Annotated in this window: 19 protein-coding genes and 1 riboswitch; of the genes, 3 read left to right on the top strand and 16 right to left on the bottom strand. The window is 66.7% G+C overall.

The window, feature by feature from the left end:
* Nucleotides 1-56: 56 nt before the first annotated feature.
* The 8 genes from ACZLIF_RS19975 to ACZLIF_RS20010 form a co-directional block, all read right to left on the bottom strand.
* The gene (locus ACZLIF_RS19975) at nucleotides 57-1829 is read right to left on the bottom strand and encodes a DUF885 domain-containing protein (protein WP_128987621.1); all 1773 of its coding nucleotides are present in this window, start codon (nucleotides 1827-1829) and stop codon (nucleotides 57-59) included.
* A gap of 243 nt (nucleotides 1830-2072) precedes the next feature.
* The gene (locus tag ACZLIF_RS19980) at nucleotides 2073-2414 is read right to left on the bottom strand and encodes a lipid-A-disaccharide synthase N-terminal domain-containing protein (protein ID WP_053517717.1); all 342 of its coding nucleotides are present in this window, start codon (nucleotides 2412-2414) and stop codon (nucleotides 2073-2075) included.
* Nucleotides 2414-3136 carry a glycosyltransferase family 2 protein gene (locus tag ACZLIF_RS19985; protein ID WP_065174256.1) on the bottom strand — a complete coding sequence of 241 codons (723 nt, stop codon included), beginning with the start codon at nucleotides 3134-3136 and terminating at the stop codon, nucleotides 2414-2416. Before ACZLIF_RS19985 ends, ACZLIF_RS19980 begins: the two co-directional genes overlap by 1 nt.
* An 89-nt stretch (nucleotides 3137-3225) precedes the next feature.
* Nucleotides 3226-4191 (bottom strand): NAD-dependent epimerase/dehydratase family protein, encoded by a 966-nt coding sequence (locus ACZLIF_RS19990; RefSeq protein ID WP_065181412.1) that lies wholly within the window; start codon nucleotides 4189-4191, stop codon nucleotides 3226-3228.
* A 29-nt stretch (nucleotides 4192-4220) separates the two neighbouring features.
* Nucleotides 4221-5144, bottom strand: a complete 924-nt coding sequence (locus ACZLIF_RS19995) for a ParB/RepB/Spo0J family partition protein (protein ID WP_065174254.1) — start codon at nucleotides 5142-5144, stop codon at nucleotides 4221-4223.
* Nucleotides 5144-5941, bottom strand: a complete 798-nt coding sequence (locus ACZLIF_RS20000; protein ID WP_053517712.1) for a ParA family protein — start codon at nucleotides 5939-5941, stop codon at nucleotides 5144-5146. Before ACZLIF_RS20000 ends, ACZLIF_RS19995 begins: the two co-directional genes overlap by 1 nt.
* Before the next feature lie 111 nt (nucleotides 5942-6052).
* Nucleotides 6053-6691, bottom strand: a complete 639-nt coding sequence (gene rsmG / locus ACZLIF_RS20005; RefSeq protein ID WP_128987620.1) for a 16S rRNA (guanine(527)-N(7))-methyltransferase RsmG — start codon at nucleotides 6689-6691, stop codon at nucleotides 6053-6055.
* 39 nt (nucleotides 6692-6730) lie between these two features.
* Entirely contained in the window at nucleotides 6731-7330 is a 600-nt protein-coding gene (locus tag ACZLIF_RS20010; RefSeq protein ID WP_065174253.1) for a 4'-phosphopantetheinyl transferase family protein, read from the bottom strand.
* Nucleotides 7331-7414: 84 nt separating this feature from the next.
* On the opposite strand from ACZLIF_RS20010, the gene ACZLIF_RS20015 reads away from it, so the two are divergent.
* On the top strand, nucleotides 7415-7666 hold the full coding sequence (locus ACZLIF_RS20015) for a GlsB/YeaQ/YmgE family stress response membrane protein (protein ID WP_005411656.1): 252 nt from the start codon (nucleotides 7415-7417) through the stop codon (nucleotides 7664-7666).
* A gap of 76 nt (nucleotides 7667-7742) precedes the next feature.
* Here the strand turns inward: ACZLIF_RS20015 and xth are convergent, their stop codons facing one another.
* The 4 genes from xth to ACZLIF_RS20035 form a co-directional block, all read right to left on the bottom strand.
* Nucleotides 7743-8510: an exodeoxyribonuclease III gene (gene xth / locus ACZLIF_RS20020; RefSeq protein ID WP_065174252.1), complete on the bottom strand. Its 768-nt coding sequence runs from the start codon at nucleotides 8508-8510 to the stop codon at nucleotides 7743-7745.
* A 113-nt stretch (nucleotides 8511-8623) separates the two neighbouring features.
* Entirely contained in the window at nucleotides 8624-10033 is a 1410-nt protein-coding gene (locus ACZLIF_RS20025) for a coniferyl aldehyde dehydrogenase (protein WP_128987619.1), read from the bottom strand.
* Nucleotides 10034-10173: 140 nt separating this feature from the next.
* The gene (locus ACZLIF_RS20030; protein WP_053517700.1) at nucleotides 10174-11838 is read right to left on the bottom strand and encodes an MFS transporter; all 1665 of its coding nucleotides are present in this window, start codon (nucleotides 11836-11838) and stop codon (nucleotides 10174-10176) included.
* A 94-nt stretch (nucleotides 11839-11932) separates the two neighbouring features.
* A complete protein-coding gene (locus ACZLIF_RS20035) occupies nucleotides 11933-13354 on the bottom strand; it encodes a DcaP family trimeric outer membrane transporter (protein WP_053517699.1) in 1422 nt (473 codons plus the stop codon).
* 245 nt (nucleotides 13355-13599) lie between these two features.
* Here ACZLIF_RS20035 and acs point away from each other — a divergent pair, with 245 nt between their 5' ends.
* A complete protein-coding gene (acs, locus tag ACZLIF_RS20040; protein ID WP_128987618.1) occupies nucleotides 13600-15543 on the top strand; it encodes an acetate--CoA ligase in 1944 nt (647 codons plus the stop codon).
* 94 nt (nucleotides 15544-15637) lie between these two features.
* Nucleotides 15638-16303 carry a response regulator transcription factor gene (locus ACZLIF_RS20045; protein ID WP_005411662.1) on the top strand — a complete coding sequence of 222 codons (666 nt, stop codon included), beginning with the start codon at nucleotides 15638-15640 and terminating at the stop codon, nucleotides 16301-16303.
* 89 nt (nucleotides 16304-16392) lie between these two features.
* Here the strand turns inward: ACZLIF_RS20045 and ACZLIF_RS20050 are convergent, their stop codons facing one another.
* From ACZLIF_RS20050 to ACZLIF_RS20065, 4 genes are all read right to left on the bottom strand, one after another.
* Nucleotides 16393-16848, bottom strand: a complete 456-nt coding sequence (locus tag ACZLIF_RS20050) for an REP-associated tyrosine transposase (protein WP_053517696.1) — start codon at nucleotides 16846-16848, stop codon at nucleotides 16393-16395.
* A gap of 148 nt (nucleotides 16849-16996) precedes the next feature.
* The gene (locus ACZLIF_RS20055) at nucleotides 16997-17572 is read right to left on the bottom strand and encodes a manganese efflux pump MntP (RefSeq protein WP_053517695.1); all 576 of its coding nucleotides are present in this window, start codon (nucleotides 17570-17572) and stop codon (nucleotides 16997-16999) included.
* Between the two features lie 88 nt (nucleotides 17573-17660).
* Nucleotides 17661-17750, bottom strand: a riboswitch (yybP-ykoY riboswitch).
* A gap of 251 nt (nucleotides 17751-18001) precedes the next feature.
* A complete protein-coding gene (locus tag ACZLIF_RS20060) occupies nucleotides 18002-21460 on the bottom strand; it encodes a hybrid sensor histidine kinase/response regulator (protein ID WP_053517694.1) in 3459 nt (1152 codons plus the stop codon).
* Between the two features lie 135 nt (nucleotides 21461-21595).
* Nucleotides 21596-23743, bottom strand: coding sequence for a S46 family peptidase (locus ACZLIF_RS20065; RefSeq protein WP_128987617.1), 2148 nt, complete (start codon nucleotides 23741-23743; stop codon nucleotides 21596-21598).
* Nucleotides 23744-23778: the final 35 nt, after the last annotated feature.

Raw genomic sequence — 23778 nt, forward strand, 5'->3', positions numbered from 1 at the left:
CGGCGCTACCACCGCGCATTCCGGTAGCGCCGGGCCATGCCCGGCGGCATTTCGGATCAGGCCTGCTTGCGCTGCGCGATATAGGCCTGGATCTGCTGTTCCAGTACCGGCAGCGGCACCGACCCCTGCTTGAGCACGGCGTCATGGAAACCCTTGACGTCGAACTTGTCGCCCAGCTCCTTCTCGGCCTGCGCGCGCAGGCGCACGATGGCGATCTCGCCGAGCTTGTAGCTCAACGCCTGGCCCGGCCAGGAGATGTAGCGATCCACTTCGGTGGTCACTTCGTGCTCGCTCAGCGCGGTATGGTCACGCAGGTAGGCGATGGCCTGTTCCCGGGTCCAGCCCTTGCTGTGCACCCCGGTATCGATCACCAGGCGTGCCGCGCGCCACATCTCGTAGGTGAGGCGACCGAAATCCTCGTAGGGGGTTTCATAGATGCCCATCTCCACGCCCAGCTTCTCGCTGTACAGGCCCCAGCCTTCGCCGTAGGCGGAGATGTAGGCGTTGCGGCGGAACTCGGGCTGTTCGCCCTGTTCGGCGGCGAGCGCGCCCTGCAGGGCATGACCGGGATCGGACTCGTGCAGGGTCAACGCTGGCAGGTTGTACAGCGGCCGCGCCGGCAGATTGTAGGTGTTGAGCCAATAGGTGCCCATGCCACCGCGGCCTGCGGTCCAGAACGGCGCGATGTCCGGCGGCACCGGCACGATGGTGAAGCGCGCGCGCGGCAGCGTCATGTACTTGCCGATGACACCGTCGATGCGCTTTGAGATCCACGCCGCCCGATACAGCAGCTCGTTCGGGGTCTTGGCGTAGAACTGCGGATCGGTGCGCAGGAAGGTCAGGAATTCGCCGAAACTGCCCTTGAAGCCGACCTGCTGGATGATGTCGTTCATCTCCTTCTGGATGCGCGCGACTTCGCCCAGGCCGATGCGATGGATCTCATCCGGCGACAGGTCCAGCGTGGTGTATTCGTGGATCTGCTGCCTGTAGAACGCCTTGCCCTCCGGCATCGCTTCGGCCGCCAGGGTGGTACGCGCCTGCGGCACGTACTCGTTGACGAAGAAGGTACGCAGCTGCTGGAACGCTGGCACCACCTTGCCGCTGATCGCCGCACGGGCCTGCGCCTGCAGCTGCGCCTGCTCGGCCGCCGGAATGCTGGCCGGCAGCTTCTTGAACGGCGCGTACAGCGGCGACTCGGTGGGGTCCTTCAGCTCGGCGACGGTGGCGATGGAGACCTCGCGCCCGTCAAGCACCGCGCGGGGCACGCTGAAACCCCGCTTGAGTCCGGCGCGCATGTTCTCGGTCTGCTGGCCGAAATAGCGCGGCACATCGTCCAGGCGTGCGATGTAGTTGCGGAAGTCCTGTGCGGTCTTCATCTCGCGCCGGGCCATGAACGAGAGATTGGACCAGAACGAGGAATCGGAGTTGAACGGCATCTCGTAGGCCCGCAGACGCACCTCCTCGGCGAGGTTGAACACCTGGTCGCGGTAGATCGCGTAGTTCACCTGGTTGTCGGCGCTGAGTGTCGTCGGGTCGATCTTCTTCAGCTCGGCCAGGGTCTGGTCCCAGACCTTCAGGCGGGCCTGTTGCGCGGCCGCGCCCACATCGGGCAGCCGCGTGGCGTTGGCCGGCGCGTCGCCATCCTCGCTGGCTTCACCGCCCCCGGCCTGGCGCCACTTCCATTCCTTTTCGTACAGCGCGCGGAAGGCGGCATCGGCCGCCGATTCGGTGGTCGCAGGGGCGGACGCCGCGAGCGCGGGCGGAGCCGCCACGACGGCAGCCGGAGCGGACAGGGCGATGAGCAGGGCAACGGCAAGACGGGTTTTCACGAGCACAGGTTCCCGGGAAGGCAGACGCCGATCATGGCACCGCCGGACAGCCGGGGCATGGTTCAAAAGTCCTGCCTGCGCTGCAGGACCGGTAACGCGGGGACCGCACACCTTCGCCGGGCATGGCCCGGCGCTAACGGCGTTCGATCCCGTCCAGGTGCCGCCTCAACGGTTGGATCGGTAGCGCGGGGCCATGCCCCGCGAGCGCGCAGCGTGCAGAACGGACACCTCTCCGGCGCTACCTCAATGGCTGGCTTTGTCCCGCTTCCAGCCGCGGTGCCGGATATCCAGGTGCAGGCTGTACAGCGCGGTGAACGCCGGGAACAGGTTCTGCAGCACGCCCACCGAATCCTGCTTGGCCGAGAACAGGAAGTAGCTCAGCGTCATCAGGCTGCCGATCACGCTCATGTACCAGAACAGGCGCGGGATGACCGGCTTGCCGGCACGCCGGGAAGCGATGAACTGGACCAGCCAGCGACCGCCGAACATCAGCGCGCCGGTATAGCCGATCAGCTTCCAGCCCGTCACATGCAGGCCGGTCCAGAACAACCAGGTCAGCGGCTGGTCGAGCCAGTGCAGCGCCATCATCGTTCTTCCACCGCGGTACGCCTGCTGCGGGTGATCAGCCAGGCAACGCCCCGCAGGTCGCGGATGCCGACCAGCGCACGGCCGAGGTTGTTGTACTTGGAGACGCCAGCGGTACGGTGACGATGGTTGACCGGCACGCTGGTGGTCTTCCAACCGGCACGCTGCATCAGCGCCGGCAGATAGCGGTGCATGTGGTCGAAATACGGCAGGTCGAGGAAGGCTTCGCGCTCGAACAGCTTGATGCCGCAGCCGGTGTCGGGCGTATCGTCGCGCAGCATGCGCGCCCGGATGCGGTTGGCCCAGCGACTGGCCCAGCGCTTGCTGCCGCTGTCCTGGCGGTTGACGCGCCAGCCGGCAAACAACTTCACCTGCCCGTCGGCAGCATCGCGGGCCGCCAGCAGCTTGGGGATGTCGGCCGGATCGTTCTGGCCATCACCATCCAGGGTGGCGATCCACGGCGCACGGGCATGCTTGACACCGGTGCGCACCGCCGTGCTCTGCCCGCTCTGCTCGACGTGGTGCAGCACCCGCAGCTCCGGCGTGGTGGCTTTCAGGCCCTGCAGCACCGCCAGGCTGTCATCGCGGGAGTGATCGTCGACATAGACGATCTCGAACGGCAACCGGCCCCGCAGTGCCGCGACGATTTCGGCGATCAGGGGCGCGACATTGTCGCGCTCGTTGAATACGGGGACGACAACGGAAAGCTCGGGTTGGCTCATGGGTCACTCGGCCAAGAGGGGACAAAGACCGCGCATTCTCCGAAGCCGAGGTTATCCGAAGATGAATCCGGCTGTGTGAGGATTGCTCCTCAGGCGCGATCGCCGAAATACTCGCGGCACCACTGGACGACGGGCGGCAGCCCCTGCTCGATCGGGGTCACCGCATCGAAGCCGAATGCGTCATGTGCGCGGCGGGTGTCGGCCATCGTGCGGACCATGTCGCCCGGCTGCATCGGCTTGTAGACCTTCTGCGCAGGGCGGCCGGCGGCCTGCTCGATGACGCTGATGAAGCGCTCCAGCTCGACCGGCGTATGGTTGCCGAGGTTGAATACCCGATGCGGTACCGGACCATCGGCCGGGTGCGCGAGCGCGCCGAGGATACCCGAGACGATGTCGGAGACATGTGTGAAATCGCGCTGCATGCGCCCCTGGTTGAACACCTCGATCGGGCGCCCGGCCAGGACGGCACGCGAAAACAGCAGCGGCGCCATGTCCGGCCGTCCCCACGCGCCGTACACGGTGAAGAAGCGCAGGCCGGTGGCATGCAGGCCATACAGCTGCGCGTAGGTGTGCGCCATCAGCTCGTTGGCAGCCTTGGTGGCCGCGTACAGCGAGCGCGGCTGGTCCACGCGCTGGTCCTCGGAGAACGGCGGCGTGGCCGAATCGCCGTACACCGAACTGCTGGAGGCGTAGACCAGATGCTGCACGCCGCGGTGGCGGCACAGTTCCAGGATGTTGACGAAGCCGACCAGGTTGCTGTCGACGTAGGCCTGCGGATTCTCCAGCGAGTAGCGCACCCCGGCCTGCGCGGCCAGATGGATCACCGCGCTCGGCTGCAGTTCGTCGAACAGCGCGGCCAGGCCTTCACGGTCGGTCAGGTCAAGCGTGCGCAGATCCAGCGTGGGGCACAGCGCGGCCACGCGGTCCCGCTTGATCTGCGGGTCGTAGTAGTCGTTGAAGTTGTCCAGGCCCACCACCGGCTGGCCCGCCTCCAGCAGCGCGCGGGCGGTGTAGGCACCGATGAAGCCGGCAGCGCCGGTGAGCAGGATGGTCATTGCAGGTCTCTGTCCACGTGCCGAGCGACTCAGCCCTGGCGGGTCCGCAGCTTTTCCAGCACGCCGTCGAGGGTATCCAGATCGGTGTAGTGGATGATCAGCTTGCCCTTGCCGCCGCGGCCGTGGCTGATCGCCACCTTGGTCCCCAGCGACTCGGACAGTTCGGTTTCCAGCGAGGCGATGTCGGCCTGCTGCACCTTCGGCGCGGCCGCCGGGCGGTTGCTCGGCACCTTGCCGGCGGCGAAGGCCTGCGCGCGGCGCTCCACTTCACGCACCGACCAGCCTTCATCGGCCGCTTCCTGCGCCAGCTTGCCGGCCAGTTCCGGGGCCAGGGTCAGCAGCGCGCGGGCGTGGCCCATTTCCAGGCGGCGGGTTTCCAGCAGCAGGCGGATGGCCACCGGCAGTTCCAGCAGGCGCAGCAGGTTGGACACCGCCGCGCGCGAGCGGCCGACGGCCTCGGCCGCCTCGGCATGGGTCAGGGTGAACTCGCTGATCAGGCGCTGCAGCGCCTCGGCTTCTTCCAGCGGGTTGAGGTCTTCGCGCTGGATGTTCTCGATCAGCGCCATCGCGATGACGGTGCGGTCTTCCAGTTCGCGCACCACCACCGGCACTTCGTCCAGACCGGCCAGCTGCGAGGCGCGCCAGCGGCGTTCGCCGGCGACGATCTCGAAGTTGCCCGCCGGCAGCTGACGCACCAGGATCGGCTGGATCACGCCCTGCGACCGGATCGAGTCCGCCAGTTCGGACAGCTTGCCCTCGTCCATTTCGCGACGCGGCTGGTACTTGCCCGGCTGCAGCTGGCCGACCGGCAGCTTGCGCAGCACCTCACCCGGCAACGGTTCGATCACCGCGGTGGTGGCCTGCACCTGGCTGACCGCTCCCTTCGGACCGAGCAGCGCATCCAGGCCACGGCCGAGGCCTCGCTTCTTGGCTGCCGGCTTGCTGCTGGTCATCAGACGGTCTCCACGGCCTTGGTGGCCTTGTTGCGTTCGTTGTTGCGACGGATGATCTCGCCGGCCAGGCCCAGGTAAGCCACGCCGCCGCGCGAGGCGCGGTCGTAGCCGACGATGCTTTGGCCGTGGCTGGGCGCTTCAGCCAGGCGCACGTTGCGCGGCACGATGGTACGGAACACGCGGTCGCCGAAGTGTTCGGTCAGTTCGGCCGATACGGCGTTGGCCAGGTTGTTGCGCACATCGAACATGGTACGCAGCACGCCCTCGATCTCCAGCGCCGGGTTCAGGCTGGCGCGCAGCGCCTCGATGGTTTCCACCAGCGCACTCAGGCCTTCCAGCGCGTAATACTCGCACTGCATCGGCACGATCACCGAATCGGCGGCGGCCAGTGCGTTGAGCGTCAGCAGTGAAAGCGCCGGCGGGCAGTCGATCAGGATGTAGTCGTACTCGTCGCGGATCGGCGCCAGCGCGCGCTTCAGGCGCTGCTCGCGCTCGCCCTGCGCCATCAGCTGGATTTCGGCTGCGGTCAGGTCGATGTTGCCGGGCAGCAGGTCGTAGCCTTCCGCGGTCTGCACACGCACGTCGGCGGCGGTGTTCTCGCCCAGCAGCAGGTCGCAGGTGGACGCGGCCAGCTCACGCTTGTCCACACCACTGCCCATGGTCGCGTTGCCCTGCGAATCCAGGTCGACCAACAGCACGCGCTTGGGTGCGTTGGCCAGGGAAGCGGCCAGATTGACGGCGGTCGTGGTCTTGCCGACGCCACCCTTCTGGTTGGCGATGGCGATGATGCGGGCCATGCGGGTGTGCCTCGTCGACGGATGCTGGGACCGGTCATTATGCGTACAACCGGGCCCGGGCGGAAATCGTGGATCGCCAACCCGTTGTCGCGCAAAGGGTTGGCGGCGGGATCAGGGGCCTGTAACGGTGACCAGGTGGCGCTCGCCCGCCAGGCCGGGCACGCTCAACGGGGCCACGTCGCGCACCTGCCAGCCTGCCGGCAGTGCGGCGATCTCTTCATGCGGGTAGACGCCCTTCATCGCCAGCAGCACGCCGCCAGGACGCAGCAGGTGGCCACCGACGCGGATGATGCCGGCCAGCGTGTCCATCGCGCGGGCGGTCAACTGGTCGTAGTGGCCGGCCTCGTCCAGCGCTTCGGCGCGCGACTCGGCCACGCGGGCATTGCCCAGGCCGAGCTGGCGCACGGCCTCGCGCATGAAGCGGGCCTTCTTGCCGTTGCTCTCGACCAGGGTGACCTGCAGACCCGGGCAGGCGATCGCCAGCGGGATACCGGGCAGTCCAGGACCGGTACCGAGGTCGGCCAGGCGGCCATCGGCCACGAACGGCTGCATGGCCAGCGAATCGAGCAGGTGACGGGTGACCATCTCCTGCGGGTCGCGGATGGCGGTGAGGTTGTAGGTGCCGTTCCAGCGGTGCAGCAGGCCCAGGTAGCGCAGCAGCTGCGGCGCCAGTGCGGCGTCCAGGCCCATGCCGGCCAGGCCCTGCTCCAGCGTGGCGGTCACGCCGGCGGGGAGTTCGTGTTCGCTCATGCCGCCATTATCGCCCGTTTCCCGGGCTGATTCGCCGCTTCATTGCGGATACCAGGCCAATGCGGCACGGAACTGGCCGCTGGCCTGCCATTCGTGCAGATGCCACTGCCGGGCATCACCCAGCGCAGGGTCGCACCAGCGCAGGTGCAGGGCGCCGTCGACACCTGGCGCCAGCTGCAGGCGATGCAGGCCGAACGAAATGCCCTGACCGTGTGCCTTCAGCAGCGCCTCCTTGGCGCACCAGACACGGAAGAACCAGTGTTCGCGTTCGGCGGCGTCCAGGCCCTGCAGCCAGGCCACCTCTTCCGGATGGAAGAAGCGCTGCACGATCTCCAGCAGGCGTGGGCGCGGGCGCAGCAGTTCCAGGTCCACGCCGAGCCGTACACCTTCACCCAGCGCCACCAGCAACACGTCGCCACTGTGACTCCAGCCCGTGCCGTGGTCGGCCAGCGCACCGGTCAGCTCAGGTCGGCCCTTGTCGTCGCGGACCAGCGGCAGTGCCTCCGGCGCGAGATCCAGCGCCTGTGCCAGCACCTGCCGGGCCTGCGGCTCACCGCGCTGGCCCGGCACATGTGGCCGCCGCCAGACCGTCACGGGCCCGAAGCGCCAGGGGCCATCCAGGGTGGCTGGCAAGCTCATCCGCACGCAACCGTCACGCGATTGCACGACGGGTTCACAGCCATGCGCGTCAACTGGTCACGGTTTTCCACCGGAGGTTCGATCATGGGCATCATCATCTGGCTGATCGTCGGCGGCATCGTGGGCTGGCTGGCAAGCATCATCATGAAGCGCGATGCGCAGCAGGGCATCATTCTCAACATCGTGGTCGGCATCGTCGGCGCGCTGATTTCCGGCTGGCTGTTCGGCGGCGGCATCAACGAAGCGATCACCATCCGCACCTTCCTGTTCTCGCTGATCGGTGCGGTGATCCTGCTGGCGATCGTCAACCTGTTCACCCGCAAGAGCATACGTTGATCCGACGGGCAGCGCCGGGCATGGCCCGGCGACTGCCACCGACCGCTGCGCTCGCCGGGCACGGCCCGGCGCTACCTCACCCCAACTGCACCCATGCCGGCGCGTGGTCGCTGGGGCGCTCCCAGGTACGTGGCTCGCGGTCAATGCCGGACGCCACGGCGCCGCCCTTGAGCGCGTCGGAGACCAGGGTGAGGTCGATGCGCAGGCCCAGATTGCGGCGGAAGCCCGCCGCGCGGTAATCCCACCAGCTGAACGTGCCGGCTTCCTCGTTGTGCAGCCGGAAACCGTCGTGCAGGCCCAGCTGCAGCAGCTTGTTCAGCGCGCCGCGCTCGGCGGTGGAGGTGAGGATGTGGTTCTCGTTCCACACCTCCGGATCATGCACGTCGCGGGCGTCCGGGGCGATGTTGAAGTCACCCAGCACGACCAGCTTCGGGTGCCGCTGCAGTTCCTCGCCGATCCAGGCGTGCACGGCCTCCAGCCAGCGCAGCTTGTACGCATACTTGTCGGTGCCGACGTCCTGGCCGTTGACCACATACAGGTTGATCACCCGCAGGTCGCCAAAGGTGCCGGCGATGACGCGCTTCTGCTCGTCCTCGAAACCCGGAATGCCGATCTGCACGTCCTGCGCCGGCTCGCGTGACAGCAGTGCCACGCCGTTGTAGGTCTTCTGGCCGGCGAATACGCTGCGGTAGCCGGCGCCGATCAACGCCGCATCCGGGAACTTGTGGTCCTCCAGCTTGGTTTCCTGGATGCCGACGATGTCCGGGCCGAACTCCTTGAGCCACTGCTCCAGGTGCGGCAGGCGGACATTGAGCGAATTGACGTTCCACGAGGCGATCTTCATGGGGGCATTCTACCCGGGCCTGCTTTGGTAGGCGCCAACCTTGGTTGGCGCATGGATGCCCCGCGTGCCAACCTTGGTTGGCACCTACCAGTAGAGCCAGGCCATGCGTGGCTTCACCGCAGCAGCAGCTTCAACATCCCCGCAATCTTCGAATACGGCGGCCGCAGCCTGTCGCTGGCCGCCCAGCGCGACTGCCACAGCACCGGCAACCGCTTGCTCATCGCATCGAACCCGGCGCGGCCGTGGTACGCGCCCATGCCGCTGGCGCCCACCCCGCCGAACGGCAGGCCATCGGCGGCGAAGTGCAGCAGCGTGTCGTTGACCGTCACTCCCCCGGCCACCACGTTGGCGAGAATGCGCTCCACGGTGGCGCGGTTGTGGCTGAAGGGATACAGCGCCAGCGGCCGGTCGCGGGAGAGAACGTCGACCAGCGCCGCATCCAGATCCGGGTAGGCGCGCACCGGCAGGATCGGCCCGAAGATCTCCTCGCGCATCAGGTCCAGATCGTCCGGCGGGTCCAGCACCACGGTCGGCACCAGCAGGCGCTCGCGGTCGGCACGCGCGTCATCCACCTGCGCCAGCGGAATCACCGGCACCCCGCGTTGCCGCGCCTGTGCCAGGTAGCGCTGCAGGCGCCGGTACTGGCCCTCGTTGATGATGCGCGTGTAGTCGCCGGCATCGCTGAAATCGCCGTAGCGTTCGCGCACCTGCTGCTGCAGCGCCTGCACGAACTCGCGCTGGCGCGCGCTATCGATCAGCACGTAATCCGGCGCGATGCAGGTCTGGCCGGCGTTGAACCACTTGCCGGTGGCCAGCCGCGCGGCGGCTTTGTCCAGCGGGAAATCGCGGCAGACGATGGCCGGCGACTTGCCGCCCAGTTCCAAGGTAACCGGTACCAGATGCTCGGCTGCCGCTGCCATCACCTTGCGCCCCACGGCCGTCGAGCCGGTGAACAGCAGATGGTCCAGCGGCAAAGAGGAGACCGCTGCGGCTACGTCCGCCCCACCCTGCACCACCGCCACCCGATCGGGCGGGAACACACTGGCCAGCAGATCGGCCAGGAACGCGCTGGTGCGGGGCGTGTGTTCCGAAGGCTTCAGCAGTACGTGGTTGCCGGCAGCGATGGCGGTGGCCAGTGGCACCAATGCCAGCGTAACCGGGTAGTTCCACGGCGAGATCACCCCGACCACGCCCAACGGCGTCGGCCGCAGCTGCGCGCGCGCCGGCCACAACTTCCATCCCGCCGATGCCCGCTGCGGCTTCGACCAGCGCCGCAGGTGGCGCCGCAGATGGTCGATGGCCGACAGCACGCTCATGCCATCGGCCAGTTTCGATTCAACGTGGGCGCGATGGCCGAAGTCCTCGGCGATGGCCGTGGCCATTTCATCCAGGCGTGGCTTCAGCGCCTCGCGCAGGCGGCGCAGGTCGGCTTCGCGCTGGTCCAGCGACGGGCGCTGCGACTGCCAGGCGCTGCGCAGGGTGTGCAGGACGTGGGGGAGGTCGGCTGGGGCGGTGGTGGTCATGGGCCGACTATACGGCGTGCGGCACTGTCCGACGGGGTCAGATCCCTTTCGCGCGCGAAAGGGATCTGACCCCGGAAGCCAGGAAACGAAAAGGCCGTGGTCTGCACCACGGCCTCTCCTTCATCCGGTGAACATCATTCCTACTTGGTGATATCCACGTCCTTGGTTTCACGCAGGAACAGGCCACCGATCACCACCGACATCAGCGCGATCGCGATCGGATACCACAGGCCGTAGTACAGATTGCCGGTACCGGCCACCAGCGCGAAGGAGATCGCCGGCAGGAAGCCACCGAACCAGCCGTTGCCGATGTGATACGGCAGCGACATCGAGGTGTAGCGGATGCGGGTCGGGAACAGCTCGACCAGGTAGGCGGCGATCGGGCCATAGACCATGGTCACGTACAGCACCAGCAGCCACAGCATGAAGATCGTGCCCGCAATGTTGATGCGCGCGCTGTCCGCCTTGGCCGGGTAGCCGGCGGTGGTCAGGGCGGTCTTCAGTTCGGCACCGAACGCGTCGGCCTTGGCCTTGCCTTCGTCCTTGCTCAGTCCCGCCGCTTCATACGAGGTGACGCTGGCGCTGCCGACGTTGACGATCGCCAGCGAACCCGCCGCTGCCGGCTGCACGTCGTACGGCACGCCCGCCTTGGTCAACGCGGCGGTGGCCACGTCACAGGAGCTGGTGAACTTGCGCAGGCCGACCGGATCGAACTGGAACGAGCAGGTGGACGGATCGGCCACGACCAGGGCCGGCGAGCTGCTGCGGGCCTCTTCGATGGCCGGGTTGGCGAAGTGGGTCAGGCCCTTGAAGATCGGGATGTAAGTCACGGCAGCCAGCAGGCAGCCGGCGAGGATGATCTTCTTGCGGCCGATACGGTCGGACAGCCAGCCGAAGAAGATGAAGAACGGCACACCCAGCGCCAGTGCGGCTGCGATCAGCAGGTAGGAGGTGGTGGCGTCGACCTTCAGCATGCTGCTGAGGAAGAACAGCGCATAGAACTGGCCGCCGTACCAGACCACGGCCTGGCCGGCCGCTGCGCCGAGCAGGACCAGCAGCATCAGCTTCAGGTTGCCGCCCTTCAGGCTGTCACGGAACGGCGTCTTGGAGCCCTTGCCTTCCGACTTCATCTGCTGGAACAGCGGCGACTCACTCAGCTGCAGGCGGATCCACACCGAGATGCCCAGCAGCACGATGGACACCAGGAACGGAATGCGCCAGCCCCAGGCTTCGAATGCTTCATTGCCCAGGAAGTAGCGGCAGGCCAGGATGATCAGCAGCGACATGAACAGGCCCAGCGTGGCGGTGCACTGGATGAAGCTGGTGTACAGGCCACGCTTGTCGTCCGGGGCATGCTCGGCCACGTAGGTCGCCGCGCCGCCGTATTCGCCACCCATCGCCAGGCCCTGGGCCAGACGCAGGATGATCAGGATCACCGGCGCGGCAAAGCCGATCGACGCGTAGTTGGGCAGCACACCGACCAGGAAGGTCGAGATGCCCATGATCAGGATGGTGACCAGGAAGGTGTACTTGCGGCCGATGCGGTCGCCGAGGCTGCCGAAGAAGGCCGCGCCGAACGGTCGCACGAAGAAGCCGGCGGCGAACGCCAGCAGGGCGAAGATCATGCCCGTGGTTTCATTGACTCCGCTGAAGAACTGCTTGGCGATGATGGCGGCGAGCGAGCCGTACAGGAAGAAGTCATACCACTCGAAGACCGTACCCAGGCTCGAAGCGAAGATGACTTTCTTGTGGCCCTTGGTTAGGGTGCCCGCGGGATTGTGCGCGGTGCTGGGTGTGCTGGACATGAGACGCTTCCCCTCCGAAGCAATCGTTGTTGGTAGGTGCCGACGGTGGGTCGGCACTCAGTATCGGTAGCGGCCGACCTGGGTCGGCGCGCCGTCAGAAGCTGTACTTCGTGGTGAACTGCAGCCGGGTGATGTCACCCTTGTTGCCGTTCTCGATCTCGCGGCGGCCATACATCAGCTCGGCGCCGACATCGACCTTGGGCAGCGGTGAGTAGAAGATGTTGCCGCGGATGCTCTGCACGCTCTTGGTGACCAGCGGGCCCAGCACGCTGTCGTTGTCGTAGTCGCTGCGCGCATAGATCAGGTTGGTGCGCAGCTTCGGCGAGAACGCATGGCGCCAGCCCACGTAACCGGCCAGAACGCCGGTCGGATTGAGCTCGTCGCGGGCGATGTCATAGGCCGAGTCGGCGGTGATGCCCAGGCCGATGTAACGCGCGATGCCCTCGCCTCCGGTGAACTGGTAATGCAGCGAATCGCTGTCGCCCATCACCCACTTGCCGCCCAGGGTCAGGCCGCCGGCAACCTTGTCGGCCTTGGCGCCGGTGGTCTGGTTGTCGACCTTCAGCTGGCGGACGATGCCGCCGACGCCGAAGGTGCCCCAGTCGCCCTTCCAGCCGTAACGCATCGTCAGATCCGGCAGGCTGCCGCGATCGGAGTTGGCGCTGGCGTTGGTCCAGGCACCCGTGACCGGATTGCGGGTACCGGTAAGCGTGGTGGTTTCCGGGTTTTCCAGGGCAACGCTGAAGCCGCCGCTGGTGTAACGCACCTGTGCCTGGCGTACGAAGATCACACCGTCGGTCGGGCCGACGAAGTCGACCGCTTCCGGCAATGCGGCCGCGTCCATGAAGTTGGACCAGGTCTGGCCGGCGAGCCAGTTGTTCCAGTACATGTAGGCATGGCGCAGGGTGACACCGTAGGTGTTGGTGGCGGTCTGGTTGCCGAGCGAGTTGCCGAAGAAGTCCATCTCGAAGAACGCGCCGGCCTTGTTGCCGGACTCGCTCACGTTGTCGATGCCCAGGTTGAAGCGCGAGAACTTTGCGTGGGCGTTGTAGTCGGTGCCCGAACGCCTGCCGTTTCCGCCGGCACCTTCCACCGGGGTCTGGCCCGGCAGATACAGCGAACGGCCGGTGGCATCGTCGGCCAGCTGGCCGTCACTGGTCTGGGTCGCCAGGAAGTCAGCCTTGATGAAGCCACCGATCTTGACCGTGGTACCCGGTGCGGCACCCGGAGTGATGGTGGTGACCTGGATCGGCTGCTTGCCGGCCGGCACCGCCGGCTTCTGCTCGGACTGCACGGTGCGGACTTCGGTCACCGCCTGCTGGGTCTGGGCGATCTGGGTCTGCTGCTGTTGCTGCGAAGACAGCAGCAGCTGGACCTGGCGCTCCAGTTCGGCGACGCGTGATTCGAGTGCTTTTTCTTTGGCGGTCTCTGCGAACGCCATGCCCGGTGCGACCAGGGCGACCAGCAGGCAGGCCGCCAAAGGTGTGCGCACGGCTTTCAACGTACGGTGGCTCATGTTGCCCTCTCTCCCAAGTGGCAAGGTGATGCCGCGCGTGGGGCACGGTCGAGCCGAGACTGCGGGGCACATGCGCGCACCGGCTATTCGCCATTGGTCGAAGCCGGGCCCGCAGGGCGCCCACTTTCGACCATGGTCTAAGCACAGTGGTGACGCGGCCGGGGGTGGATGGGGCAAACTGAGGGGGATTGGTCGTTGCGATGCTGCGACCGCACATACAAAGTCAACGTGCAAGTGAGGGTGCCATGGCTGATATCTACCCCGTCGATCCGCAGTTCGCCGCCAAGGCACGCATCGACAAGACGTCCTACCAACAGCAGTACCAGGCTTCTGTGACCGACCCGGAGGCTTTCTGGGGCAAGGCTGCCGAGCGCCTGCAATGGATGCGCACGCCGACGAAGATCAAGAACGTCAGCTACGACCTGGCCGACTTCCACATCAAGTGGTTCGAGGACGGCGAGCTCAACGCCAGCGTCAACTGCCTTGACCGCCAGCTGGACAGCCGTGGCGACAAGACCGCCCTGCTGTTCGAGCCGGACAGCCCGGACGCACCGGCCCAGCACGTGACCTATCGCGAGCTGTACGAGCGCACCTGCCGGCTCGGCAATGCGCTGCGCAACCTGGGCGTCGGCAAGGGTGACCGGGTCACCATCTACCTGCCGATGATCGTCGATGCTGCCGTGGCCATGCTGGCCTGCGCGCGCATCGGTGCGATCCACTCGGTGGTGTTCGGTGGCTTCGCGCCGAACTCGATCGCCGATCGTGTCAGCGACTGCCAGAGCAAGCTCATCATCACCGCCGACGAGGGCCTGCGCGGTGGCCGCAAGGTTCCGCTGAAGGCCAACGTCGATGCAGCACTGAGACTGCCGGGCACCAACACCGTGGAGACCGTGCTGGTGGTGCGCCACACCGGCGGCGCGGTGGACATGCAGGCCCCGCGCGACCGCTGGTTCCATGACGTCGTGGACAGCCAGCCCTCCACCTGCGAGCCGGAGCGCATGAACGCCGAGGATCCGCTGTTCATCCTCTACACGTCCGGTTCCACCGGCAAGCCGAAGGGCGTGCTCCACACCACCGGCGGTTATCTGCTGTACGCGGCATACACCCACGAAGCGGTGTTCGACCTGCGCGAGGACGACATCTACTGGTGCACCGCCGACGTCGGCTGGGTCACCGGCCACAGCTACATCGTGTACGGCCCGCTGGCCAACGGCGCGACCTCGCTGATGTTCGAGGGCGTGCCGAACTACCCGGACACCTCGCGTTTCTGGAACGTCATCGACAAGCACAAGGTGTCGATCTTCTACACCGCCCCGACCGCCATCCGTGCACTGATGCGCGAAGGCGAGGAGCCGGTGAAGAAGACCTCGCGCGCCTCGCTGCGCCTGCTCGGCAGCGTCGGCGAGCCGATCAATCCCGAGGCCTGGCGCTGGTACTACGAGGTGGTCGGCGACAGCCGCTGCCCGATCGTCGATACCTGGTGGCAGACCGAGACCGGCGGCATCCTGATTTCGCCGCTGGCCGGTGCGATGGACCTCAAGCCGGGGTCGGCCACCCTGCCCTTCTTCGGCGTACAGCCGGCGCTGGTGAATGCCGATGGCGAGATCCAGGACGGCCCGACCGAAGGCAATCTGATCATCCGTGATTCCTGGCCGGGCCAGATGCGCACGGTGTACGGCGACCACCAGCGCTTCATCGACACCTATTTCCGCACGTATCCGGGCAGCTACTTCACCGGCGACGGTTGCCGCCGCGACGAAGACGGCTACTACTGGATCACCGGCCGCGTGGACGATGTGATCAACGTGTCCGGCCACCGCATCGGCACCGCCGAGGTCGAAAGCGCGCTGGTCTCGCACCCGAAGGTGGCAGAAGCCGCCGTCGTCGGCTTCCCGCACGACGTGAAGGGCCAGGGCATCTATGCCTACGTCACCCTGGTGGCCGAGGAAGCGCCGAGCGAAGAGCTGCACAAGGAGCTGATCGCATGGGTGCGCAAGGAAATCGGGCCGATCGCCACCCCGGACCACCTGCAGTGGGCACCGGGCCTGCCCAAGACCCGCTCGGGCAAGATCATGCGCCGCATCCTGCGCAAGATTGCCGAGAACGCGCCGGACCAGCTCGGCGACACCTCGACCCTGGCCGATCCGTCGGTGGTGGCGTCACTGGTGGACGAACGCAAGGTACGCTGACGTACGACCCGGGGTCGGACCCCTTTCCGCAGGGAAAGGGCTCTGACCCCAGGGGCCTGGCCCCCGAACAGTTTCCCCACGGTTCCCCCCGACCATGACCACCCTCCTGATTGCAGATGACCACCCGCTGTTCCGCGAAGCCCTGCGTGGGGCCGTACAGCGGGTCATCCCCGGCGTGCAGCTGTTCGAGGCTGACAGCGTGGAAGCGCTGTATGCGCTGGCCGACCAGCACAACGATGCCGACCTGGTCCTGATGGACCTCAACATGCCGGGTGCACAGGGTTTCAACGCACTGGTGCACATGCGCTCGCTGCATCCTCACCTGCCGGTGGTGGTCGTCTCCGCGCGGGAGGAGGCCACGGTGATGCGCCGTGCGCTCGATCACGGTGCGCTGGGCTTCATTCCCAAGTCCGCCGACTCGGACACCATCGGTCATGCGCTGGGCACCATCCTCGACGGCGAGACGTGGGCCCCGCCGGAGGCACACAACGTGCCACCCACCGAGCGCGAGGAACGCGAGGTCGGCCAGCGCCTGCGCGAGCTGACGCCGCAGCAGTTCCGCGTGCTGCAGATGCTGGGCGCCGGCCGCCTGAACAAGCAGATCGCCTACGACCTCAACGTCTCCGAAGCGACGATCAAGGCACATGTGACCGCGATCCTGCGCAAGCTGGGCGTGACCAACCGCACCCAGGCGGTGCTGATGGCCGGCAAGCTGGCCATCGACGACGACGCGATCGTGCTGCCGCCGGAAGAAGACTGATCGCGGCGTACTGCGGTGCCGTGCACGGGGTCTCGTGAGGCCCTCGTAGAGCCGAGCCCATGCTCGGCTGCTCTTCGCCTCAATGCCAATCATGCCTCAAGCGGCCATCGACTCCAGGCATAGGGGTACTCCGCGATACGGGTAGCCAACCCTGCACGCACGGGATTGGCCGCAATGTATCTCGCCTGCGTGTGCAGGCATTCATCACTGCGCAACGCATGGTCGTAGTACCCCGGCTGCCAGATCGGTACGTTCGCATCAACGCGCGTGGCGATGGATCTTCCACTCCTGGACTTCAGGATCTGCATGCAGCCGGCCAGCGTGCCGGTACGCAACTCCATCAACCAATGCAGGTGGTCGGGCATGATCACCCAGCCCAGGGAGAAGGTACGACCGGTCCGCTCTACCGTGCGCAGGGCTTCGATCAGCAGCTCAACGTTGGCCTTGTCTATGAACCAGGGACGACGCGCATGCGTTACCGTGGTAAGCGCATAGACATTGCCGGTATGCGACCAACGACCATAACGAAGTGCGGGACTGGCCATGCGAAGAGGCTATGGCACGCATGAAAGCCTCTCCATCAGTGCAACACCGCATTGCCTGTCAGCCAACACCCTGACGTAGAGCCGAGCCCATGCTCGGCTGCTTCATACGCCAGCCGAGCATGGGCTCGGCTCTACAGGTAGCCCCTGCTCAGCCCACGCCGCGCAGGTGTTCGTACAGGATCGTCGCGCCGATGATCACCAGGATCGCGCCGCCAATGATCTCGGCACGCTTGCCAACCATGCTGCCCAGCACGCGGCCGAGCATGATGCCGACGGTGACCATTGTGAGCGTGCACAGGCCGATGACCGCCGCCATCACGCCGATATGGACATCCATGAACGCCAAGCCGATACCCACCGCCATCGCATCGATGCTGGTGGCGAATCCCGTCAGCGCCAGCTTCCAGAAGCCGTGGTGCTGCGAGGGGTCTTCATCTTCTTCACCCTCATCCGGACGCAGACCGTTGTAGATCATGTGGATGCCCAGAGCGCCAAGCAGGCCGAAGGCGATCCAATGATCGAAGGCTTCGACGTACTGCAGGGCGGCGCGGCCGAGCAACCAGCCGATGATGGGCGTGATCGCCTCGATGACGCCGAAGATGATGCCGGCACGCAGTGCATCGCGGAACACCGGCTTGCGCATCGCCGCGCCCTTGCCGATCGCCGCGGCGAAGGCATCGGTGGACATGGCAAAGCCGATCAGGAGGATCGAAATGGGGGACATGTGTGCTTGCTGAGGTCGGGCTTGGACGGACGCACGGCCTGCGCTCGCGCCCAACCTGACGTTGCGCGCGCGGGCCGCTGGTCTCGCCAACCATCATGGTTGTCCACGCCACGGCGCACTGGCCGAGTATGTTGACGTGGACGATTCCTGCGTAGGAATCCGGCTACTCCCCAAGGGGACGCGAAGCTTAGCATCGCGATTCGCGCCTGGCACATTTCTGGTGAAACGCGCAGGCAGGGCTGGTTTGTATAGCGATGGCTATATCAGCGCCGGGCTGCGCATGGCGCCGAGCATGGGCTCGGCTCTACAGAGGAGCCGCGCAAGTGGATTCTTGTAGAGCCGAGCCAATGCTCGGCTGCTGTTCGTCCGGGCCACGGAACACCATGCCGCGCGCAGGAGCCGAGCATAGGCCCGGCTCTACAGTTGCCATCAGGCTTCGTTGCTGCCGGCGTCGCGCAGCGCGCCGAGGAAGGCGCGCAGCGAGGCCGGCTTGATCGGCTTGGTCAGCACCCGATAACCCCGCTCGCGCGCCATCCGCTTCAACTCATCGCGACCATCGGCAGTGAGCAGGGCACCGGGCAGCGGATATCCTGCCGCCTCGCGCAGTGCCACCAGCGCGTCCAGGCCATCCATGCGGTCATGCAGGTGGTAATCCACCAGCATCACCTGCGGGCGCTCGGCAATCTTTTCCAGCGCCTGATCGACGGTGGCGGCGGTGATCACCTGCACCTGCCAGCGACCCAGCAGCGCACGCATGCCGTCGAGGATTTCCTCGTCATTGTCCACGCACAGCACGCGCAGGCCGGCCAGCGAATCGCTGCGCACCGGCGTGGCGGCCACCTGGACCGCCGTGGCAGGCTCGGTGTAGCCCGGCAGAGGCGCCACGCGAGGCAGGATGATCGAGAACATCGACCCGCTGCCGACGCGGCTGCGTGCGTTGAGCCGATGGTCCAGCAGGCGCGAGATGCGCTGGCAGATCGACAGGCCCAGACCCAGGCCCTGCTCGCCCCAGTCGAAGGGCTGCTGGTAGCGATGGAACTCATCGAAGATCTGCCGCATGTGATGCTCCGGGATGCCGGGGCCGGTATCCCACACCTGCAGTTCCACTTCCTCGCCCCGATGGCGCACGGCCAGCACGATGCGGCCCTGCCGTGTATAGCGCAGCGCGTTGGCCAGGAAGTTCTGCAGCACACGCCGCAGCAGGCGCCGGTCGCTGCGCACCCATGCCGGGCGCGCGAACAGATCCAGGCGCAGGCCACGGCCGGCGGCAACCGGCGTGTACTGTGCGGCCAGCTCGCGCATCAGCGCGCTGACGTCGAACTCGCCGATGACCGGATGCAACCCACCTGCATCCAGCCGCGATACGTCCAGCAGGCCATCCAGCAGCTCCTCGGCCGCGCGCAGCGAGGCATCCACGCGCTCGGCCAGATGCTTCTGCTCGTCGCTCACATGAACGCTGTCACGCAGCGCCGAAGCGAACAGGCGCGCGGCATTGAGCGGCTGCAGCACGTCATGGCTGATCGCGGCCAGGAAGCGGGTCTTCGACTGCTGGGCGGCTTCAGCTTCGTGGGAGCGCTCGGCGACGCGCTGTTCCAGCGTTTCGTTGGCTTCCAGCAGCGCCTTCTCGGCGTGCTTGTAATCGGTGATGTCGTTGTAGCTGGTCACATAGCCGCCACCAGGCAAGGCCTGGCCACGCATCTCGATCACCTTGCCATCGCTGCGCGTGCGCTCGAACACGTGCGGTGAACCGGCGCGCATGTAGCCGATGCGGCGGTTGATCTGCACCTCGATGTCGCCCTCGCCCAGCTCGCCCCGTTCGGCGTTGTAGCGGATCAGGTCGGCCACCGGGCGGCCCACGTACAGCATGCCGTCGGGGTAGCCGAACATGTCCTGGTAGCGGCGGTTCCACGCCGTCAGGCGCATGTCCGGATCGACCACGCTGACACCTGCACTGATGTTCTCCAGCGTGGTGGACAGGATCTCGCGGTTGAAGCGCAGTTCCTGCCCGGCTTCGTCCAGCACCGCCACCACCTCACCCAGGTCCATGCCGGAACCGCGCAGCAGGCTGGTCAGCAGCAGGCGCGCGGAGGCGGCACCGATCGATGCGGCCAGCAGGCGCTCGGTGAACTGCACCCAGGGCCGGTCGGCCGGCGCAGAGGACTGCAGTTCGCGGCCCAGCGACTGCGCCTGCTCGAAGAACGAACGCCGCGCATGGCGCTCCCCCACCACGCGCGAGGCCAGCGCCAGCAGGTCGCCCACGTGCACGTGGCCCGGCCAACCGCCGGCGACCGAGGGGCGCTCGGCGTACGGATCGAGGAAAGGCGCAGCACGCAGTCGCTCGTCCACCCCCGGCCGCCAGCGTGCGGACACCAGCATCATCGTTGCTGCATTGACCAGCAACGACCAGAAGGTACCGTGGGTCAGCGGATCCCAGCCGGTCATGCCGAACAGCTGCTGCGGGCGCAGCCATTCGATGCCGAACGGGCCCTGCTGGACCCAGCCGGCGTCGACCCATCCCGCCATGGTCATCGCCGGCAGCAACAGGGTATAGAGCCAGGTGGCGAAGCCGAGCAGCATGCCGGTTTCCACGCCGCGGCGGCTGGCGCCACGCCAATACAGGCCGCCGATCAGGCCTGGTGCGAACTGCGCTACTGCGGCGAACGCCATCAGGCCGTAGGACGCCAGGGTGCTGTCGTTGCTGCTGCTGCGGTAGTAGCTGTACGCCATCAACGCGAGCAGCAGGATCGCCAGGCGGCGGATCCACAGCACGCGTGAAGCCACGTCGGCTGCTTCCTGGTGATCGCCACTGCGGCGCAGCAGCACCGGCATCACCAGATCATTGCTGACCATGGTGGCCAGCGCGATGGACGAGACGATGACCATGCCGGTGGCGGCAGAGAAGCCACCCACATAGGCGACCAGCGCCAGCGCGTTGCGGCCCTCGGCCAGCGGCAGCGCCAGCACCATCGCATCGTCGGCGACGCTGCCGCCGGTGCCGAACAATGTGACGCCCGCGGTGGCGATGGGCAGCACCATCGCCGAGATCAGCACCAGGTAACCACCGAACATCCAGCGTGCACGGCGCACGTCGCGTACATCGCCACATTCCACCACCGCGACATGGAACTGGCGCGGCAGGCAGACGATGGCGAGGAAACTGAGCAGGGTCTGCGAAATGAATCCCACCGGCGGCAATCCGGTGAACAGCGTATGCACCGACTCGACCACCGCATCGGTGCGGTCGGTCAGCCACACATAGGCGAATACGCCAACGGCGAGCATCGCCAGCAGCTTGATCACCGATTCCAGGGCGATCGCCAGCATCATGCCGTGGTGATGCTCGGTGGCATCCACCTGGCGCGTGCCGAACAGCGTGGCGAACAGGGCCATCAGCAGGGCGACATACAGTGCGGGATCGCTGAAGAAGCCGGTCGGGCCGGTGTTGCCGGTCAGCACCTGCAAGCTCATCGCCACCGCTTTGTACTGCAGGGCCAGGTAGGGAACGATGCCGATCAGGGCGATGATCGCCACCAGCGCGGCCAGGCGCCGCGAGCGGCCGAAGCGCGAGGAGATGAAATCGGCGATGGACACCACGTTCTGGCTGCGGGCGATCAGGGCCAGGCGCTCGATGATGCGCCAGCCGAACAGCAGCAGCAGCAGCGGCCCGATGTAGATCGGCAGGTAGCCGATACCGTTGCGCACGGCGGTGCCCACCGCGCCATAGAAGGTCCAGGACGAGCAGTACACGGCCAGCGCCAGGCTGTAGACCACCGGCCGCAGCCAGGGCCGGTCCGGGTACATCGGCCGACGGTCGCCCCACCATGCCACGCCGAACAGCAGTGCGGCATAGGCAACCGAGACCAGCAGCAGGATCCAGCTGGAGACCACGCGCGCGTTTCCATCAGAGGAACCCGCAGTGTAGGCCAGAGGGGGCCAGACGTACGGGCTCGTTGGGGGCAACACCCCCCACCCGGGTGGGGGGCCTACGCGGTGCGGGCCACGACCGGGGTCGTGGCCGGCGTCTTACTGGGCCGGAACGCCCATTTCCTTCAACAGTTCCGGCGCCGGGTAGACCTTGGCCAGCAGCCAGCGCAGATAGCGCATGTCCACGTGCACGGCGCGCTTGTAGCGCGGATCGAACCACCAGCTGGCACTGACCGATTCCCAGTTGCTGTCGAAGTTCAGGCCAATCAGTTCACCCTTGGCATTGAGCACGGGCGATCCCGAGTTGCCGCCGGTGGTATCGAGGTTGGTCAGGAAGTTGACGGTCTGTGTCTTCAGGGCCGGATCGGCCGTACTGCCGAAATCGCCCTTGGCGATGGCGGCCAGCAGCGGAGCCGGCGCATCGAAGGGATAGGCGTTGGTGTTCTTCTCGACGATACCGGCCACCGTGGTCACCGGCGAGTAGGTCACGCCGTCACGCGGGTGCAGTGCCTCGACCTTGCCGTAGCTGATGCGCAGGGTACGGTTGGCATCCGGGTACACCGCGCGGCCCTGCTTGGCACGCCAGGCGAACAGCGCCTGCATGTAGGCCGGGCGCAGGCGCAGCTGCTCGCCTTCGCGGGTCTTGCTCTCGTTCTCGATGCGCAGCTGCGCCGCCACCAGCGGCGCGGCCACTGCGATCAGCGGATCGGGTGCCAGGGCCTTGCCTTCGCGCGCAGCGGCGAAGCGCGAGAGACGCTGCGCCTCGTCGCCCAGCCGGGTGCTGGCGTAAAGCGTGTCCAGCGCCTGCGCCAGTTGCGCCGGGGTGCGGCCGAAGGCGGCATCGAACTCGGCCACGCGCTGCGCGTCCGGCAACTGCTGGTATCGCGTAAGCAGGGTGGTCAGCAGCGCCTTTTCGACCTCCGCTGCATACCGACGCTGCACCTGCTTGAGTACGCCCTCGATCATCGCCTGGTCGCGCTGCTGGTAGCCGCTTTCGCGCTGTGCATCCGGCTTGGCCGACTCGATGCGCAGGCGTTCCAGCAGCAGCGCCGAGCGCAGCAGCTGGCTCTGGTTGGCCATCTGCTCCAGCAGCAGGTCGCGCTCACCCACCGCCGCACCCTGCGAGAGATTGGCCAGCAACGCCTGGATGTCACTCCGGTACCGGCGGTCGGTGGCCGCCAGCATGGCCGACTCGTCGGCAGCGCGCTGCGCCTTGGCATCGCTGCGCAGCAGGCCTTCCAGCTCACCGGCGGCGCGCTTGCGGTTGTTCTTCAGCGACTGCAGCTGCGAAGCGTAACGGGTACGCGCCTGCGCGTCCTTGGCAGTTGCCACCTCGATGGTGTCGATCATCTGCTGGAACACCGACACCCGGCGCGGCAACACCGCATCGACCTGGCTGGCGAACTCGGCCGCGGTGCGGTGGCGGTAGGTGATGCCCGGGTAACCGGCCAGCATCGCGTAATCGCCCTCCTTCGGACCTTCAACGGACATCTTCAGGTGCGCCGGTGGCTGATACGGCACGTTGTCCTTGCTGTACGCGGCCGGCTTGCCATCCTTGCCGACATAGGCACGCAGCAGAGTGAAATCGCCGGTATGGCGCGGCCACATGAAATTGTCGATCTCGTCGCCATAGTTGCCGATCGCACGCGGCGGCGCGTAGACCAGGCGCACATCGCTCAGTTCCAGCTGGGCAATGCGATAGAAATCGGTGCCGTAGTACATGTTGGCCACCGAGCAGCGCACGCTGCCGTTCTTCTCGCACTCCGCCACGATCTGCTTGCTGGCCGCATCGACCGCATCGAAGTACGCACGGCCGGTCTTGCCACGGGCATTGGCCAGCACCTGATCGGTCACCTTGTCGAAGCCGACGGTGACCAGCACACGGAAGTCCGGATTGGCCGGCCGCTCGTCGGCGCGCCCCTTGGCGATGAAGCCGTTGTCGATCAGGTTGTGCTCGGGCGAACTGTTGTACTGGATCACGCCCATCGCCACATGGTGGTTGGTCAACAGCAGTCCGTCGGCGGAAACGAACGAACCGGTGCCGCCTCCGGCCCGCACCACGGCGCTCAGCGGTGGTGCGGTGACGTTGGCCAGGTCGGCCGGATCGCCCATGAAGCCCGCTGCGCGCAGCGGCTTGGCCAGCTCCGGCAGCTGGGTCGGCATCCACATGCCTTCATCGGCATGGGCGCCCGCAGCGAGGGTGAGGCCCAGGGCCAGGGCGGCAGGAAGGGTTTTGCGTGGCGACATGAGGCGATCCGGTACGACAGAACAGCCCGGGACCA

The sequence above is a fragment of the Stenotrophomonas sp. 2201_Sma genome, from assembly GCF_056486685.1.